The following is a 16448-nucleotide window of genomic DNA, read 5'->3' as shown; positions in this document are numbered from 1 at the left end:
TCAACATCATCTATTACATCATTCTCAATATTACATCCCCGTTTTTGTTGGCTTACAGTAAAAAATAAGTACCTGTTTTCAGCCCCGTTAGTTATTAGCTGTTTTTTATTTAATGCAACGCCTTTGCCTGCCCCGCTCCTATGGTTTTACTTTCAAAAATACCTGCTGCCACAAAAACAAAAGACACAATCCCTTTTACAGAATTAGCTTTAAGTTGCCGCATTGATATTTTAAGAAGTGGATATTTATAATTGGTAATTACCGTCCAAATTATTTAATAAAATCGATTTAGCAAAATATTTGTGTAATTATTTTTATATTTTTTTGAGGGCGGTGATAAACACCAGACTTATAGTTTTAAAAACTCCCCTACAGCCCCGCTTTAACCAACCTAACCGTACGCACACCAAATTTGGGTATGTAAAAATCAATTGCGTGGCCGCTCTGCACTTTTTTAATTGGCAATTGCTGTTTAACCCGGCCATCCAATTCAACAAGTTCGGCTTTATCGATATTAAAATGGAACTCGACCTTGCAATGGTTGCTGGTGCCTGTATTGAAAACCCGCAGCAGCATATCATCGCCATTGCATTGCAAAGCGCTTACCTCAACCCCCTTGTCCGTTTTTATCAATGAACTTTTAGTACCGGTTTGCGGCCTGCCTGTACTTGTTATCAAAGGTTCCTGCCATTGGGTAGCCTCGCCCCAAATTCCGGCCCTATCCCATTTGCCGGTATGCGGTATTAACGCGTAATTAATTTCGGTTGGGCCGTTAACGGTGTAATTGCGCCCCCAAAGCCCCATGCCCGAGTATTGCACATCAAGCGCCAGCGGAAAATCCTCACCATGCGCGTAACTGGTGGTATGATCTGTTAGCAGCGCCATGCCATATTGGTCATTATCGCCGGTAACATCTACCCAGGTATGGATCACGTTATTTTTGATGCTATCCCAGCGGGTATAAAACGTGTTGCGCAACTTGCTTTCGGTAACATCAAATGGCCCATTTTTGTATACTTTTTGATGTTTTAAATTAAGCGGAAAAAGCGCCAGCAGTTTATTTCTGTCGTCATAAAAAGGTTTGGCGGGGTTCTCCATTTTGTAGGTACCGGGTTGCATAGCCTCCCCTATTCCTGGATTGCCTTTCCAATCTATCTTAAGTTTCACATCTATCCGTGGTTCGCCCTGGTTAAGGGTTAGCACCTGGGTATAGCCGCTGCCGTTAATGGTACCATTAATAGCCAGCTTAACAGTAAGCGGACCATTTTGCGATACTTCCACTTTTACCGGGTTATCTTTGGTTGATTTAAATCCGCCATCGTTATAAAAATTACCACGCAATTCATTAAAGCCACGGGCATTGGCTTTATCCACAAACTCGCGGTTGCCCATTGTTTTAGCTACCAGGCTTTTGATGATGCCGCCATGGGCAGGGTCGATAGTAATGCTATACAAATCTGTCTCCAGGTGATAATTGCCATCAACAGATTGGCTGATATGAGCACCCGTCGAAACCGCCTGCTCTGCTTGCTTAAACTGGTAAGCAGCGTAGCCCATTGATGGCACACTTGCCTTGAAAGCCATCATTGCACTCCCCGTGTTATCAGCGGGAATAACCTGCCCTACTACCCTTTTACCATCACTATTAAAAAGGGCGACGTACTCCACGTTAAACTTTGGCGGAATGGCAACTGTAATGATTTCATTACGATGCATACCAAGGGTATTATAAACGGCGACATAATCATCAGCGGCACCGGCTATTTTAAGGACTGATGCCTTAGCTATACTGTCACTTTTGTTATTGGTGAATGTTGTCCAGCCTACAACCTTATCGGCCCAGGTATCGCCGGGTTTGCCATTGTAGGGCACTATCCAGCAATCGTGATGCTGCGAAAGCAAGAGGGTTCGCCAGGCGGCATCAAAACCAGTCGAAGGATAATTGCCACCGGCATAAATCTTTGCCATGGCCGCCAGTTTTTCGCTCTGCACTATCTTGTTTTCGCTAACCCTAACCCGTTGCGCTATTTGCTGTGTAACCTGCGATCCCCAAACCAGGCTCACCAGCATATCTTCCTGCGATACCTTCCAATCAGTAACCGCATCGCCTTTAATCACATTGGCAAAGTAATTTCTCCAAGTGGTATAAATGCTGTGTATTCCATTTTTATCGCCCTTGCCAATAAACGGGCCGCCTTTCCAGCCGGCGTCCTGTAAAGTCATCCCTATAGGGTGCTTAATACCATCGGCATAAGCGGCTTTCAAATAAGCAGCGTCATTAGTCCACCCGATGGTTTGCCAGGTTGATTTGTCGGATAGTTTTTCTACCGCGTAACGTGGCGAGGTAAGGATGCCGGTACCATCCGGCCCTATCCAATTAACCAGCTCGCCGCTATGGGCGCGGGTATAGCCGCCAAAGCAGGTATTAGGGTTTTTCAATGATGCATATTTAAACCCAAACGAAGTAAGAATTTGCGGCAAAGCACTGGTAAAACAGGGTTCCTCGGAAGAGTACGATGTAAAAGTAGCCTCTGGAAAATGCTCCCTGATTTTTTTTATCCCGTACGCGAACTGGCGAATCATGCTCTCGCCCGAGATATTGTACATATAGCTTTGCGAATAGGCCGGGTTTACATATTCAATGCGCCCGTTAAGGGATTGATCGGCAAACAACGCCTTAAAATCGGCATAAGCTGCCGGATCAATCATTTGCGCCCTGTCCCAGGTTTCTGGTTCCAGTTCAATGTTGATCTTCCAATCGGGGTTGTTCTTCAGCATATCGGCCATAAAACGGGTGTTCCAATCGGGATAATGTCCCCACACTCCCCCATGGTAGCCGTCAATATACCAGGCGGTTTGGGCGGCGGCTGTATGCGCTATGCCGCTCATCACTAAAAATATGATCAGTAATTTACAGGTAGATATTTTCATTAGTTGTTTGCTGCCAATGTTATTTCGATGCGATGTGTTACAGGCTTATTAATGCGGTAGATTTCATCGGTAAGCAAATCCATTTCTTTTTGCCAGGCTTCCCTTACGGCTGTAAACCGGGCCTTTTGGTAAGTGGGTACGGTTACTGCCACAAAAAAATCTTTTTTGGCATACTTCTGCAATGAATCTACCGTGGCCAGGCCGTCGTTAAACAACATTCTCTTGGGTTTCAGGATAGAGTAATGCATCCAGTAGTATTCACGCAGGCGGCGTTCAATAGTCCAGCGTTCCTCGTTCAGGTGCATTACCGCCAGGGCTTGCTGATATTGCGGTGTAGCGTTGATGGTTGCCAGGTTGATACCTCTGTTATAATCTGTGCCGCTCCAACTACCCATTGGTTCGCCATCTATCTTCAATACATATTGTGCAGATGCTTGTAAACCTTCAACCTGTAAAAGTTCCTGGTTAAATTCATCCGTAATGGGAATAATTTTTAAAGCCTCTGCCTGGGCTTTGGCCGGCCGACCGAAACCACTTGGTATGGTATCTATAGGATAGGGTAACGCCGACGCCAGGTAATTGAAACCGATGCTATTCTTTTTAAAAACCATTAAATCTACCTTGCAGTTTTCCGCGGCTTTTAACATTTTACGGCCACTATTAATAGTGATCTGGGCTACTTTCTTTCCCGCTAATCCCTGGGCTTTCAGAAACAGGCAGGCCATCACCATTTGCCCATCGTTAGTTGGGTGGATACGGTCGCTGCCCTCCAGGGTAAACGTCGAATCGGTTTGTTGCTGCTTTAAATTTATAGCTGTAATAGGGCCGTTAAAGTCCACAAAATCCCAGTGGTGTTTAGCTGCGGTGGCTTGCTGAACGGCCGCGATTTTTAACATGGCCGCGTTTTTACCAATCAATGGTGTGGTCTTTATTTTTGATGTTTCGTCATAAGGCGATGAGGCAATCATCACTTTACGAACCTCGGGGTGCTGAATTAATTTCTGCTCAATAAGCCTGAAACTTTTTAATGACTCGGCCACTTTAGCAGCGTACGTAGAATCGGCCTTCGCCCCTTTCAGGTTTTGGTAGCCGGTATCGTTCATCCCAAAAGTAAGCGTCACTACCGTTGGCTTTTTAGCAAATACGTCATTATCCATGCGCTCCAATATTTGTTTTGATACATCGCCACCTATACCGGCATTATACATAGTGATCCTCTGCCCGGGGAAACGAGTCATATAATACAGCCAGATATAAGAATGATAATGCCCGCCATCCGTAATGCTATTGCCGGTGAACACTACCCTATCTCCCGCCTTAAACGGCCCGATAGTTTGCGCTGCCGCGGCCGTATTTAAAGCGCAAAGCAGTAGCAAGCTATAAAAATAGTTCCTCATTTATTTTCTGAAATTGTATAGTACTTATTTAAGCTAAATTGATTTAGCAAAGAAAGCAAAATAAATCGATTTAGCAAACAAATAATTAAATATCGCGTCGGGTATCCAACAATAAATGCCAATCCTATCACAGCTGAGCTGCGAAGAATTGGCATTAAGCAATAGAATTCCGCACCATGGAAAAAAACTACCCATGTCAATAAGAAGCTATTTAAAAATGATCAAATAAGCGCGGATTTGCTTAGTCGATCTGCTTCTTGGGGATTGCTTCGTACCTCACAATGACGGCTTTTATATGTTTTTAAAAAGCTACTGAACGTTAGCATTTAGCAATTACTTGAAACCATGCCATCCAGCATAACTTCCTCATAATTGAGTTGAAATTTACGTTTAAGCTCCAGTGCGGCCAGGTCATATGCGTTTACATCCGGCCACGCATCACGTGGGTTTAATATTAATTCGGGCACTTCAGGACAGCTTTGTGGGACAAGCATATCGAAAAACGGGTGTACAACGTAACTTACATGATCCAACCGGCCATCAAGCGCGGCGGTGATCATAGCCCTTGTATAGGCAAGTTTAATACGGCTGCCAGTGCCGTAAGGGCCACCACACCAGCCCGTATTAACCATCCATACCTTTACCGACTGCATTTTCATTCGATAGCCAAACAACTCGGCATATTTATGGGGATGCAAGGGCAGAAAAGGCGCGCCAAAACACGCGCTAAATGTTATCTGGGGTTCCAGTATTCCCTCTTCTGTTCCTGCTATTTTAGCGGTGTAACCGTTAAGGTAATGATACATGGCCTGCACTGCAGATAAACGGCTTATAGGTGGTAAAACCCCGTAGGCATCGCAGGTAAGAAAAAAGATATTTTTGGGGATGCTCGAAACCGCCTGTGTTTTGGCATTATTAATAAAGCTCAATGGATAACTCACCCGGGTATTTTCCGTCAGCTTTTTACAGCTGTAATCAATATGATTAGTACCGGGAATAAAACCGGCATTCTCTACCAAAGCACCATGCTTAATGGCCTTATATATTTGAGGTTCATGCTCGGCCGAGAGGTTAATAATTTTGGCATAACAGCCACCTTCAAAGTTGAAAGTTCCGTCATCGTCCCAGCCATGTTCATCATCGCCTACCAATAACCTGTCGGAGTCAGAACTCAGGGTAGTTTTCCCCGTACCGCTTAAGCCAAAAAACAAGGCTGTATCGCCTCTTTTCCCTTCATTTATGCTGCAATGCATCGGCAATACGTTGATGCCCGGTAACAGGTAATTAAGCACCGTGAAAACGGCTTTTTTAATTTCACCGGTATAACCCGTACCTCCTATCAGGATGGTTTTATGGGCAAAAGAAATCACAGTAAAATTTCCTTTTCTGGTACCGTGCTCTTCGGGTATAGCCTGAAAACCAGGAGCCTGTATCACTTGCCATTCACAATCATCTGCAAGCTTTAATTCTTCGGGTTGGGGGTTAATGAACATGTTGGCCGTAAAATGATTACTCCAGGGCGTTTCGGTAATCACGCGTACAGATAAGCGGTATCCGGGGTTGGCGCAGGCAAAAGCATCCCTTACCCATATTTCGGCCTTTTCATTAAGATACGCGCAAATAGCTATTTGCAATTTAAGAAAAGCGGCCGGCTCAAGCGGATGATTAAATTTGTTCCAGTGGATGGCACTTTCCGTGGTCTGATCTTTAACAATAAATTTATCAGCCGGCGAGCGACCGGTAAACGTACCTGTATTAACCACAAGAGCCCCGGTACTATTTAAAACTCCCTCGCCCCTTTGCAGCGTTTGCGCCACCAATTGTTCTGCGGTTAACTGGTAATGCAATTGAGGCTTTGTAATTAAATCAATCATATTAAACCTTTTAAATCCAACCTTCAAAATCATCGTTATATCCCTTTTTACATTTACGGTATCGCCTAAACAGGTAAACCGCAATTGGTGCCGCTGTTAAAACCAACGCTGTGACCGTTATTGATGTAACTGATACTTTCATCGCTTTCATTTTATTGAATTGTAATTATTTTTCCAGATAGCCGGTTGTTGATTGAAAACAAAAACCTGGTCTTTTATAATTATCCTTTCCGATATCATAGGGATCTTGACAGCTAATAGTTATCGACAAAAAAAGCAATCACCGCCAGCCGGGTTTTTGCCTCAAAAGCCTGTTTTTTTTGTTCTATTTTTTTAATAATAATTGGTTGATCAAATGCGCCATGGCGTTTGAATTATGCTGTAAAGGTTGGCTGTTTTAGTTACTAAAACCATAGCATACTATCATTTTGGAAAACATGACTAAAAACAGTTTATAAAAGGTCATTTTTTCTGTTTAATACATTAAAAAACACATTCCGCAGCTAATTCGGCATTTGAAATACAAACTCAATACACTATGCCAACACCAATAAAATAACACAAGCGTTCAATTTAATGGTTAAAATTTGCAAATTAAATCATTTTATATCTACATTGGCTTTACCAATTAAGTAAACAACCAATGTAGTTTTTACACTAAGCCATGAGCGAAACTATTACTTTAGGGCAATTCATTATTAAACAGCAAGCCGATTTTCCTTTTGCTAAAGGAGAGCTTTCGAGGTTATTGCGCGACATTGGCATTGCCGCCAAAATTGTTAACCGCGAGGTAAGTAAAGCAGGACTTATAGATATCCTGGGCGACGCAGGCGGCGTAAACATCCAGGGCGAACACCAGCAAAAGCTTGACGTTTATGCCGACCGGCAATTTATTTCGGCACTAAAAAGCGGCGGCGAATGCTGCATTGTTGCCTCTGAGGAAAATGAGGGGATTATAAGGCTTGATACCGACGTTTCAAAAAACGCTAAATATATTGTAGCAATTGATCCTTTGGATGGGTCATCAAATATTGATGTTAATGTACCTGTAGGGACTATTTTTTCTATTTATCGCAGAAAAACTACAGAGGGGCCACCACGCATAAAAGATGTTTTGCAGCGCGGAACAGCGCAGGTAGCGGCAGGTTACGTAATTTATGGCTCATCTACTATGCTGGTTTACACTACCGGCAAAGGTGTAAACGGTTTTACACTTGATCCTTCCATCGGTGAGTTTTGCCTCTCGCACCCTAATATGAAAATTCCGCAGAATGGGTTTATTTACTCGATAAACGAAGGTAATTACGTGCATTTTCCGCAAGGGGTTAAAGACTATATCAAATATTGCCAGGTAGAAGATCCGGTTACTAAACGCCCCTATTCATCCCGGTATATTGGCTCGATGGTGGCCGATGTACACCGTAACCTTATTAAAGGAGGTATATTTATATATCCCGTTACAGCATCAGCCCCTGGCGGCAAATTACGCCTGCTTTATGAATGTAATCCAATGGCTTTTTTGATTGAACAGGCTGGCGGTAAGGCTACCAACGGCAGCAAACGAATCCTGGATCTTGAAATCACCGAGTTGCATCAGCGTTCTCCAATTTTTATAGGATCGAAAAACATGGTAGAAAAAGCCGAAAGCTTTAATTTATTAAACCAGATACTCCAAAAAAACTGAACATGGAAAACCGCCTGGATAAAATAGACCTCGGCATCCTTAAATTACTGGAAAAAGATGCAAGGATAAGCCATAAAGAGATAGCGCATTTGCTGAACCTTTCTATCACTCCTATACATGCCCGGATCAGAAAACTACAGGATGGGGGATACATTCAACGTTATACAGCCATTATTAATCATAAGCTGGTAGGCAGGGGGCTTATTGCCTACACCCAGGTACATCTCAAAGAACACTCGCAGGAAAGCTTAAAAGCTTTTATGGAGGCAACTATAAAACTACCTGAAGTAATGGAGTGCTATCACATGACCGGGGCATTTGATTTTTTGCTGCGAATTGCCATTAAAGACATGGATGAGTATAACAAAGTGCTTATAGAAAAATTATCCAAACTACCTGATGTAGGTAATATGCAAAGTTTTTTTGTTATGTCTGCTGCCAAGCATGAAACCGGGTATATGTTTGATAAAACGTGATATTACCTGTAAAATCATAATTGATATACCGCGAAAGGCTATTGCTATTTAAATTCCCTTCAAATAGTCTCTGTCACAAAATAGCTGAATCTTTTTGTTATGATGAGATTAAAAAATGCAGGCGCGAATAATCACGCCAGCATTTTTGATTTTTTGTTATTTAATACCCCTATTAAAATAACTACGCCAAAATCATCTTATTAACTAACAATTACAAATTTGCGGTAATAAAAAAAGCGATTGTCGATAGTTTTACAAAATGGCAGTTTATATATTCATTCATTGTTAAAATAGCAGTCTCAAATAATGTTATTTATTTAATTAATAAATAACATTTAAACTTTTTCATAAAATGTAATCCACGCAAACGTGTCAAGGGGTGCAAAAAAGGTAACAATTAAGCTACACTTTAAAAACTATTACATATCGCGATCAAATACCGTTTAATTATGCATCTTAAGGCCTTATAATACCGCAAAGCGGAAGCAGTAAAGCAGATCAAATACAGAAACAATACTCCTACCTGGGTATGGCATTAAGGAGCCAGTTATTGATTTTTGTGGTAAAGAAATCCAGATCGAAAGGCTTGGGGATAAAATCGTCGGCAAGGCAGGCTTTAGCGATATTCTTTAAATCGTTTTTAGCCGATATCAGGATCACCGGTATGTTACTTGTGCGTGGGTTTTGTTTTAAATCCAAACAAAGTTTGCTCCCGTAGCCATCGGCAAGCCAATCATCAAGCAAAATTAAATCAGGACTAAATTCATGGATACTATAAAAGGATACGATGTCACTTACAGCCCGGACATGATAGCCGGCTTCTATAAGAATTAATTCAATGATGTTGAGGATATCTTCATCGTCATCAACAACAATAATATTTTTTGACATACTCCAATAGTTCAGGAAAAGTATGCCAAATATACAAAACTTGAATTGTTTTGTCGCTCCCCCTATTTATTAACCAGAGAAATCGCTTTTAACATTTTCATACAAGGAGAAATCTTTCAATAAGCACACAACAGGTAGCCGCGATGCGGCATCTTGTCTGGTTCATTTATTTCTACAAACCGGTAGCCACTACGCGGCATTGAATATTTGATAAAACAAAAAATTGCCGCATAGCGGCTACCTATTTGTAGAACAGATATTTTATTTTTTTGCTCCGTAGGAGCTACCTTTTACCACGCAAATCTTTAAAGGCGATTCCCCTGATTTAATAACCTTGATGCTAAACAAGTTGTTACCCCACGGGTAAACTTTTAAAAAACAAATCGAAATCCACCTAAAGTGTTTTTATTTTGCCGACTGCCTTACCTGGTATAGTAAGCTTACTTAAGGTTGGCTTACTTACCTTACGCAATACCACAACAGGCAATCCTTTAACCTGCGGTATTGAAAGCCCATGAAGGTTTAGCACATTAACATCATCAAAAACACAGGCCGACCTAAAATCGTTTCCCAAATGACTTAAGGTTACATTTTTAAAAGTGATACCACTGGCATGCCGGGCATAAAAACCCCAGGCCGGCAATTCGCCAAACATGGAAAACTCGGGATAGCTGCTTTCATTTTCGGGTATGGCGGCAAGCGAATCGATACGCACATTTGCCCTGCTTTTATTGGCTATACCCTTGTAAACTATTTTTATATTTTCAAGCACCACATCCTCCACCGGGTGCCCTGGCAGGCCTGCAATTGAGGAAGGGAAAATATTGTGTGCAACCTTCACCAGCGGCCCTTCATAAGGATATCCTTTATCTGGTTTGCCCGCAGGTATTTCGGCAGTTAAGTTACTGATGCGGATGTGCCTTGCAATACTGTAAAGACTATCTTTATTACGGTGGCCAAGGCGAATGAAAATAGCGTTCCCGGTGTTAACGGCGTGAACGTTATTTACATCAATATCTTCCATAACACCACCATCCACGGCTTCGAGCGCTATGGCCGAACGGTAATTATCATAAACCTTAATATCTTTTATGGTGATGTTTTTAAAGCCTCCCCACGACGCGGTACCTAACTTAATGGCGCTGGCGCTTGAGCGAATGGTGCAATTTGCAATGAAGATGTTTTCGCAGCGGCGTTTCCTGTCAGACGATTTAAGGCAAATTCCATCGTCATCGGCATTAAAAAAGCTATTGGTTACACGGGCATTTTTGCAATCAACCAAGTCGATGCCATCGTTGTTCCAGTAAGTGTTGCTTTCCACTTTTATATTATCGACATTAATATCGGTACAATTTTTATACTCCTGTACCCATACCAATCCGTTTTTAATTGTTACTCCTTTTATAGCAATGTTATCACAGTCATAAAACCCGATGATCCTCGGGCGGTTTGGCTCTTCGGGCTGTATTTGTCCCCAGGGATTTTCTGTTTTCCACAAAGCATCCTTGAGCTGGCCTGCTTCAAGCATTTTAAATACATCTTTTAGCAGCTCGTGCCCGTTGCCGTCAATTGTTCCGCGACCGGTAATACCAATATTATGCTGCCCCCTGGCCATAATAAGCGGCGATGCGTACCCGGTGCCGTAATCAATCCTTTTAGCTGTGCCTTTAAGTACGGCGTTGACTGCCAGTTTTAGGGTAACGCTTGATTTTAGAGTGAGCGGGCCGGTTAAATATTCGCCGGCGGGTATAAATACTACTCCTCCACCCTGCGCGTTGGCATCGTCAATAGCTTTTTGGATACCGGCTTTGTTATCGGTAAAGCCATCGGCCCTGGTGCCATAAGTATTAATATTAAATACCTTGTTTTGCGCGTAACCGGCAAAGGGCAACACCAGCACTAATAAAAAGGCAAAAAGTTTCATAAACAAAATACAAAAGTTGCTACGGCAATAAATTTTCCCGTAAGGTTTACATTATAGAATGGTTAAATTAATCGGCTATTAACTTTAAACCGTTGCTAAGTAGCTAATTTTTTAATGGATGTTTATACATATCCGCGTATTTATTTGCGAAAACGTTTGCGTGAACCAACAATGTATGCAACAAATAAAGAGTAACTTTTGAAGGTGTCATCATATAAAAAACCTTTTTGACGTTCGGTTTAAACGGGACTGATACCTGGCATCTGCTTTTGTGGCAAATCCTTTATAAATTTCGAGTATTTTTCTTTATAAGTTGAGGTTACTATTAAATTTAAAACTATACGTATTGTATAAGCCCTACATAAAAAAATAATTCCGATTCGTTCAATGCTAACATTTCCTTTTCCAGTATTTATTTCACAAATTGGTGTCGAAAAAAAAGAAAATGCTTTTAAAAAATTTAAACCTCACCGATGGGAACCATTTTGTTGCCATGGAATACCACACGCTAATATTAAACCGAACCTACCTGGTAATTATTACTAAAGATTTTTTGTTAGGCTTAAAAGTAAATAACGCGATTAGTGCGGAAGGCGGCCACAATCCGCTCGCTATTGCTGTCTCAAGAGCATTAGCCGTAAAAGGCGACCTGAATAATCCGTTTTCCTACGTTAAAAACAAATATCTGCAACCATTGCTTGATCAGGACATTTATTCAGATGCTATTTTGCAAAATGATAAAGCTAATTTTAAGATATACAAACGAGATATTACAGAGGTAACTTACGATAATAGCAAAAAATGGGGCATGGGAAACTACCCGCATGATGGGAAGGTATATGTAAAAACTGCCGACAACAAAAAAAGGGAATTTATTATACTTGGTGATCAATCAGGTAAACATATTGCAGACTGGATATTAAGATCGTGATGGAGAAAATAATGGATCAAGCCAGAATTGATGGATCATCGCGTTAGTTAAAACAAAAGCCCTCTGGATTTCGATTCAGAGGGCTTTTAAATTTGGTATCGCTTTTGTCGGGATGGCAGGACGATTAATCCTTTCCGCAAATAACTATATATCAATTAGTTGATAGAGACTTTTTAGAACAACTCACTGTTTTACTCACATATTCCTTAACAGCGATTGATACAAATATACCAATCTAAGTTCATATTTCCAACTATAAAACCGCTCATTTTACCGTAATTGATAGGAATATAATCGGATTTTTCAACTAAAATTATTCGCTATCAAACGAGTAAAAGTCCCCACTGTCGCCCCGGCATTTGCGAAAGAATTTGTTGGGTAACCCGTTGTTAAAGTTAATTCGAGTGATCGATTTTAAATCACAATCGTTATCCTTAGCATCATTAATAAATACCAATTCATTGTCTTTAATGAATGAAGGGAGATCGTCTGTTACTGCGAGATAATAATTACCAAGATATTGGTTGTTTCCATTGAAGATCAATATACGACTGGTTGCACGATGTGCCTGGCCCCATAGCCAAATGGAGTTCATCACCTTATAAATATCTCCTTTCTTTGACCTAAGTATTCCTAAGTACTTTAGATGGGTTGTGGTGTTTTCTTCGGTCTTAAATACAAAATCATGGCCTACAATATTTTTTCTAAGTATTGACAATCTTAAATCCTGCTGTTTTGTCTGTCCAAAAGTTTTCGTGGACAAAATAATCAGTAGCAAAAGGGTAAGTTGTTTCAGGCTCATGATTGATTTGGATTTCGTAATCATTTATGAAGATAAGCGTTTGAGAGAAATTATTGCAAGATGGAAATACGAATAAACACACCGCCCCTTAATCACCACTTAAGCAACAAAAAGGGGAAGAAGACAGGACTGTCAAGGGAACGTGGAATAAATAGTGGAGCGCAGCGTAACGGTTTATGCCGCGAAAGCCCTTTACTGTCCTGTCTTCGGTGGCTATCTTTGCTGTAGTGGTGATTGAGGGGCTATGCAAAGGGCAAATGCTCTTTGTTACTTGCGGTGAGGCTGACGGCGTAAGAATGGAGCCGTTTGCCGCAACCGCTAACCGCTATGCAAGTTTATAGCCCGACCATCGTTTTTACCAAATTGTAATTATAGCTTACCCTTTTACCCAATCTGTCTGAAAAGAAAACAACATATTTTTCACTTAGCTGACCTAAAAAGTCCCTATCAAACTCACTAAAATGTTCAGCTAATACAGTTATCTCATTCTTATTGTCCATCATCCATATCAATAATTCGTCATCTTGGATGCTGTTCATCAAAAATCCAGTATGCGTTTCTTCGTCAAAAACAAATAAATGAGGTTTATGATCTACAGTAATTGCTTTACTTCCGACAATCACGTTTATGGTAAGCGTGAAATACTCTTTATGATAAGTGAGATCGAATGCTAAAGTTGGCCGCTCTAAGCTATACCGGCATCCCCGCATAAACATTTTCATAGGTCGCTCCCTCAAATACTTTAGCCACCATAAGTAATAGCTTTGGTTATACGGATAGTTTGCCAGTACGGGTAATATCTTTTGCCATAACTCAAAAACTGTTTGTTTAGCTTCTTTCCAGGTCTTTCTGTTTCGGTTTTCTGCAATGCTCAAAGGTTTAACTATGCCATATAAGGTTTTGCTGTAATCGTCTAATCTCTGTTGTAACTGATGACCGTTATTTTTAGCAGGTAGCTTATCAGGCAAAATAAATTTAGTAAAGCGTACTACTTTTGAGCCGTCCTTGCTTGTTATGCCATAGAATGGCAGTAGAAGTGGAAAATGGCGATTTCGGAAACGACCAGTTGCAAAGCAAACCGCATAAGCATAGATAGCAGTATCACCCGGTTTTATAGTATATATTTGATCTGTTGGGTCTGCCAATAAAGGCGGTTGGTCATCAGGGAATTGCAAATCACTGCGGTAGATAGTGCCAAATTCCGGCTTACTTGAAACGGTTATACGCTGTTTACCTAACTCTATTTCAAGGAATTTTTTTGCTTTACCATTCTCATAGTAGCCCGGCCAATAAATCTCCTGAAAGTCAAAACCCTCTGTAAGCCAACACATGCTATGTAACCCTATAAAAGCATGATAGCAAAGTTTATCACCGGGCATACCACATGTACACGCCACATTCAATTCATCACGCTCAACGTGCAGATATAAATGATTTTCGGAGCCATCATTAGGATTAACCTTAACAGTCAGGATACTATTTTCAAAGCTGATAAGCAGATAGTGATTACCCATATAAGCTTTTCTTCCTTTCGGCGGCTCGTAATGCTCTGCAAGGTCTTCGCGTGTCAGGCGCTGGCGCGACGACTTAAACGGCATTGCGTAAAAAAACATTTCGGACGGAATGATTACCGCCTCTTTTCTCTTTTTGGCAGGCATAGTCATTCTGTTGTTTGTTCTACGTCAATGTTGCTATTTTCATTGTTACTGATCTCGGTGCGCAGATTGTTTATCCAGTCAAGGCAAATGTTTTCTGCTAATTCCACGAATGCAGCTACCTTTTCTAAAATATTTACAGCATCGATTTCGTCTATTTTAAAGTCCTCCTTATACCGTGCATTGCCATAGCTGTCCCGAAGGATTTGAAATAATCTTTCCGATTCCTGATCACCGGGTAGAAATAAATGAGCAGGTTGTTCAGAGATAAACCTACATAAGTTTAAAAGCCGTGCAATGTTGTGTAAATCAATTCGGTAGCCCGTATGTACTTTAATTAGCGCTATGCAAGCCTGCTCTACTGCCTGATGAAGCGAGAAAACACCGTTTTCAAAGAATTTTTCGTTTCTGATGCAGATAGACGCACTGTGTAAAAAGCCTGATGCCATTCTGATATGGTCGCGAAATCGCTTTTCAGCCTTTTCAAGTGTAGTCGCCGGGTTGAGTTTAGGCATTTCTATATCAAGGAAAGTTTCCTTGTCATGGTACATGGTAATGCCTTTAAATGCGGTGACAAAAAAACGGTTGCCTTGTGCTATGGCATTGCGGGCATTTTCAAAGCTGTGTGATAAGGCAGTTACCTTAAAGCTTTTAAAATGGTTGTTAATGTAATCTTGTATTTCATGTTCTACCCGTTCTGAACCTTTTGTAATGAATAATAGAAAATGATGAAGGTCAATTTCAGTACCCGAATTTAAATTACCGAAAGCATTAAAATCGTTTGATATATTGCTTTTCCGGGCAAAACAAAAGATATGTGACAGGTTGTACTTTTCTGCGACTTTCTGGATTAGTTCATCCATTTCTTTCCCTTGTTCTTCTGTTGCATAATGGTCGTCTACCAAGTCCTCAATGGGAAACTCACGGTTGAGCGCCGCCTCTAAAACCATTATGCGTTCCCGTGCCTGTGCCAACAATCGTTTGTAGGCTGTTTCTATTACCTTGTCAATCTCCATCGTAACACCAGATATGGTGATACTCGACCCGTTTATGATTACACTATTCATCACCGAGCCATTGAAAAAATTAATGCTGTTCATATTGTTGAATTTTGATTACCGATCAAATCAAAATTCAAGGCTACGGGCTGCGTATAGAACTCAAAAGCCGGGTTATTTACCCGTTAACGGGTTTTCTTTACCAATGTTTATTCTTTGTATATTTGAATATGGAAACATCTGCTAAACCCTCAAACAATCATATTGGAAGAAAAATTGGTCGTATTCGCGAAATGCGCGGCATTAAACAGGAAACGCTTGCTACCGAATTGGGGGTAAGTCAACAAACTGTGTCCCGGATGGAGCAAAGCGAAACAATAGAGGATGATGTTTTAGAAAAGGTGGCTAAGGCTCTGGGTGTTCCGGCTGAAGCTATTAAAAACTTTAATGATGAGGCTGTAATCAATTTTATCGCCAATACTTATAATGACCATGCCGCATCTTACGGGCATTACTACAATTTCAGTCCAATTGACAAGATTGTTGCGCTATATGACGAAAAAGTTGCTTTGTTAGAACGTCTCTTAGAAAGTGAAAAAGAAAAAGTGAAGATGTTGAGCGAAAATAAATAAGTCAAATGTGAATATTCTTGAAAGGGCTGGTAAGTTTTTACCGGCCTTTTTTTGTTGTATGCCTTAACTTTAAAGAAAGTTGACGCATTGTAGAGACTGCTTTTGATGCAGATTTTTTGCCTTTCCAGTGGCCGATAGGTCGAAAATACCCTCTGCGATTACGGCGCTTTGCGCCATAATCTTATGGGCTACCACGATATTTCAAACAAGCCCTGATTTTGTCGCTCAATGCAAGTTTTTTATAAAGAACAAT

Annotated in this window: 13 protein-coding genes; 4 read left to right on the top strand and 9 right to left on the bottom strand. The window is 41.0% G+C overall.

All coding sequences use genetic code 11. From position 1 onward, the window contains the following. Positions 1–369: 369 nt before the first annotated feature. The 4 genes from QWZ17_RS26915 to QWZ17_RS26900 all read right to left on the bottom strand — a co-directional run bounded on the left by QWZ17_RS26915 (position 370) and on the right by QWZ17_RS26900 (position 6353). Positions 370–2931: a glycoside hydrolase family 38 C-terminal domain-containing protein gene (locus QWZ17_RS26915; RefSeq protein WP_290308441.1), complete on the bottom strand. Its 2562-nt coding sequence runs from the start codon at positions 2929–2931 to the stop codon at positions 370–372. Continuing rightward, positions 2931–4328, bottom strand: coding sequence for an SGNH/GDSL hydrolase family protein (locus tag QWZ17_RS26910; protein ID WP_290308440.1), 1398 nt, complete (start codon positions 4326–4328; stop codon positions 2931–2933). Before QWZ17_RS26910 ends, QWZ17_RS26915 begins: the two co-directional genes overlap by 1 nt. Before the next feature lie 326 nt (positions 4329–4654). After that, the gene (gene pckA / locus QWZ17_RS26905) at positions 4655–6202 is read right to left on the bottom strand and encodes a phosphoenolpyruvate carboxykinase (ATP) (RefSeq protein ID WP_290308439.1); all 1548 of its coding nucleotides are present in this window, start codon (positions 6200–6202) and stop codon (positions 4655–4657) included. A gap of 10 nt (positions 6203–6212) precedes the next feature. Beyond that, positions 6213–6353, bottom strand: a complete 141-nt coding sequence (locus tag QWZ17_RS26900) for a hypothetical protein (protein WP_290308438.1) — start codon at positions 6351–6353, stop codon at positions 6213–6215. Between the two features lie 513 nt (positions 6354–6866). Here QWZ17_RS26900 and fbp point away from each other — a divergent pair. Further along, on the top strand, positions 6867–7886 hold the full coding sequence (gene fbp, locus QWZ17_RS26895) for a class 1 fructose-bisphosphatase (RefSeq protein ID WP_290308437.1): 1020 nt from the start codon (positions 6867–6869) through the stop codon (positions 7884–7886). Positions 7887–7888: 2 nt separating this feature from the next. Beyond that, positions 7889–8362 (top strand): Lrp/AsnC family transcriptional regulator, encoded by a 474-nt coding sequence (locus tag QWZ17_RS26890; protein WP_290308436.1) that lies wholly within the window; start codon positions 7889–7891, stop codon positions 8360–8362. A gap of 519 nt (positions 8363–8881) precedes the next feature. On the opposite strand, the gene QWZ17_RS26885 is transcribed toward QWZ17_RS26890, so the two are convergent. After that, positions 8882–9253, bottom strand: a complete 372-nt coding sequence (locus QWZ17_RS26885) for a response regulator (RefSeq protein WP_290308435.1) — start codon at positions 9251–9253, stop codon at positions 8882–8884. Between the two features lie 394 nt (positions 9254–9647). Then, positions 9648–11177, bottom strand: coding sequence for a glycoside hydrolase family 28 protein (locus tag QWZ17_RS26880; protein WP_290308434.1), 1530 nt, complete (start codon positions 11175–11177; stop codon positions 9648–9650). A 445-nt stretch (positions 11178–11622) separates the two neighbouring features. On the opposite strand from QWZ17_RS26880, the gene QWZ17_RS26875 reads away from it, so the two are divergent. Then, a complete protein-coding gene (locus QWZ17_RS26875; protein WP_290308433.1) occupies positions 11623–12108 on the top strand; it encodes a hypothetical protein in 486 nt (161 codons plus the stop codon). A gap of 313 nt (positions 12109–12421) precedes the next feature. On the opposite strand, the gene QWZ17_RS26870 is transcribed toward QWZ17_RS26875, so the two are convergent. From QWZ17_RS26870 to QWZ17_RS26860, 3 genes are all read right to left on the bottom strand, one after another. Further along, the gene (locus QWZ17_RS26870) at positions 12422–12910 is read right to left on the bottom strand and encodes a hypothetical protein (RefSeq protein WP_290308432.1); all 489 of its coding nucleotides are present in this window, start codon (positions 12908–12910) and stop codon (positions 12422–12424) included. A gap of 335 nt (positions 12911–13245) precedes the next feature. Further along, the gene (locus QWZ17_RS26865; protein ID WP_290308431.1) at positions 13246–14574 is read right to left on the bottom strand and encodes a hypothetical protein; all 1329 of its coding nucleotides are present in this window, start codon (positions 14572–14574) and stop codon (positions 13246–13248) included. Continuing rightward, a complete protein-coding gene (locus QWZ17_RS26860; RefSeq protein WP_290308430.1) occupies positions 14571–15665 on the bottom strand; it encodes a HEPN domain-containing protein in 1095 nt (364 codons plus the stop codon). The genes QWZ17_RS26865 and QWZ17_RS26860 overlap by 4 nt, the downstream gene beginning before the upstream one ends. A gap of 11 nt (positions 15666–15676) precedes the next feature. On the opposite strand from QWZ17_RS26860, the gene QWZ17_RS26855 reads away from it, so the two are divergent. Further along, positions 15677–16195, top strand: coding sequence for a helix-turn-helix domain-containing protein (locus QWZ17_RS26855; protein WP_290308429.1), 519 nt, complete (start codon positions 15677–15679; stop codon positions 16193–16195). The last annotated feature ends 253 nt before the right edge of the window (positions 16196–16448 follow it).

It is taken from the genome of Mucilaginibacter flavus (assembly GCF_030409315.1).
GTDB classification, from domain to species: domain Bacteria; phylum Bacteroidota; class Bacteroidia; order Sphingobacteriales; family Sphingobacteriaceae; genus Mucilaginibacter; species Mucilaginibacter flavus.
This window is presented reverse-complemented; position numbering and strand designations above follow the sequence as displayed.

Excerpts from the sequence above, each read along its gene's own strand:
- QWZ17_RS26865 (WP_290308431.1), bottom strand. The coding sequence starts at position 14,574 with ATGACTATGCCTGCCAAAAAGAGAAAAGAGGCGGTAATCATTCCGTCC.
- pckA (WP_290308439.1), bottom strand. The coding sequence starts at position 6,202 with ATGATTGATTTAATTACAAAGCCTCAATTGCATTACCAGTTAACCGCA.
- QWZ17_RS26890 (WP_290308436.1), top strand. The coding sequence starts at position 7,889 with ATGGAAAACCGCCTGGATAAAATAGACCTCGGCATCCTTAAATTACTG.
- QWZ17_RS26860 (WP_290308430.1), bottom strand. The coding sequence starts at position 15,665 with ATGAACAGCATTAATTTTTTCAATGGCTCGGTGATGAATAGTGTAATC.
- QWZ17_RS26875 (WP_290308433.1), top strand. The coding sequence starts at position 11,623 with ATGCTTTTAAAAAATTTAAACCTCACCGATGGGAACCATTTTGTTGCC.
- QWZ17_RS26915 (WP_290308441.1), bottom strand. The coding sequence starts at position 2,931 with ATGAAAATATCTACCTGTAAATTACTGATCATATTTTTAGTGATGAGC.
- QWZ17_RS26870 (WP_290308432.1), bottom strand. The coding sequence starts at position 12,910 with ATGAGCCTGAAACAACTTACCCTTTTGCTACTGATTATTTTGTCCACG.
- QWZ17_RS26880 (WP_290308434.1), bottom strand. The coding sequence starts at position 11,177 with ATGAAACTTTTTGCCTTTTTATTAGTGCTGGTGTTGCCCTTTGCCGGT.
- QWZ17_RS26900 (WP_290308438.1), bottom strand. The coding sequence starts at position 6,353 with ATGAAAGCGATGAAAGTATCAGTTACATCAATAACGGTCACAGCGTTG.
- fbp (WP_290308437.1), top strand. The coding sequence starts at position 6,867 with ATGAGCGAAACTATTACTTTAGGGCAATTCATTATTAAACAGCAAGCC.
- QWZ17_RS26885 (WP_290308435.1), bottom strand. The coding sequence starts at position 9,253 with ATGTCAAAAAATATTATTGTTGTTGATGACGATGAAGATATCCTCAAC.
- QWZ17_RS26910 (WP_290308440.1), bottom strand. The coding sequence starts at position 4,328 with ATGAGGAACTATTTTTATAGCTTGCTACTGCTTTGCGCTTTAAATACG.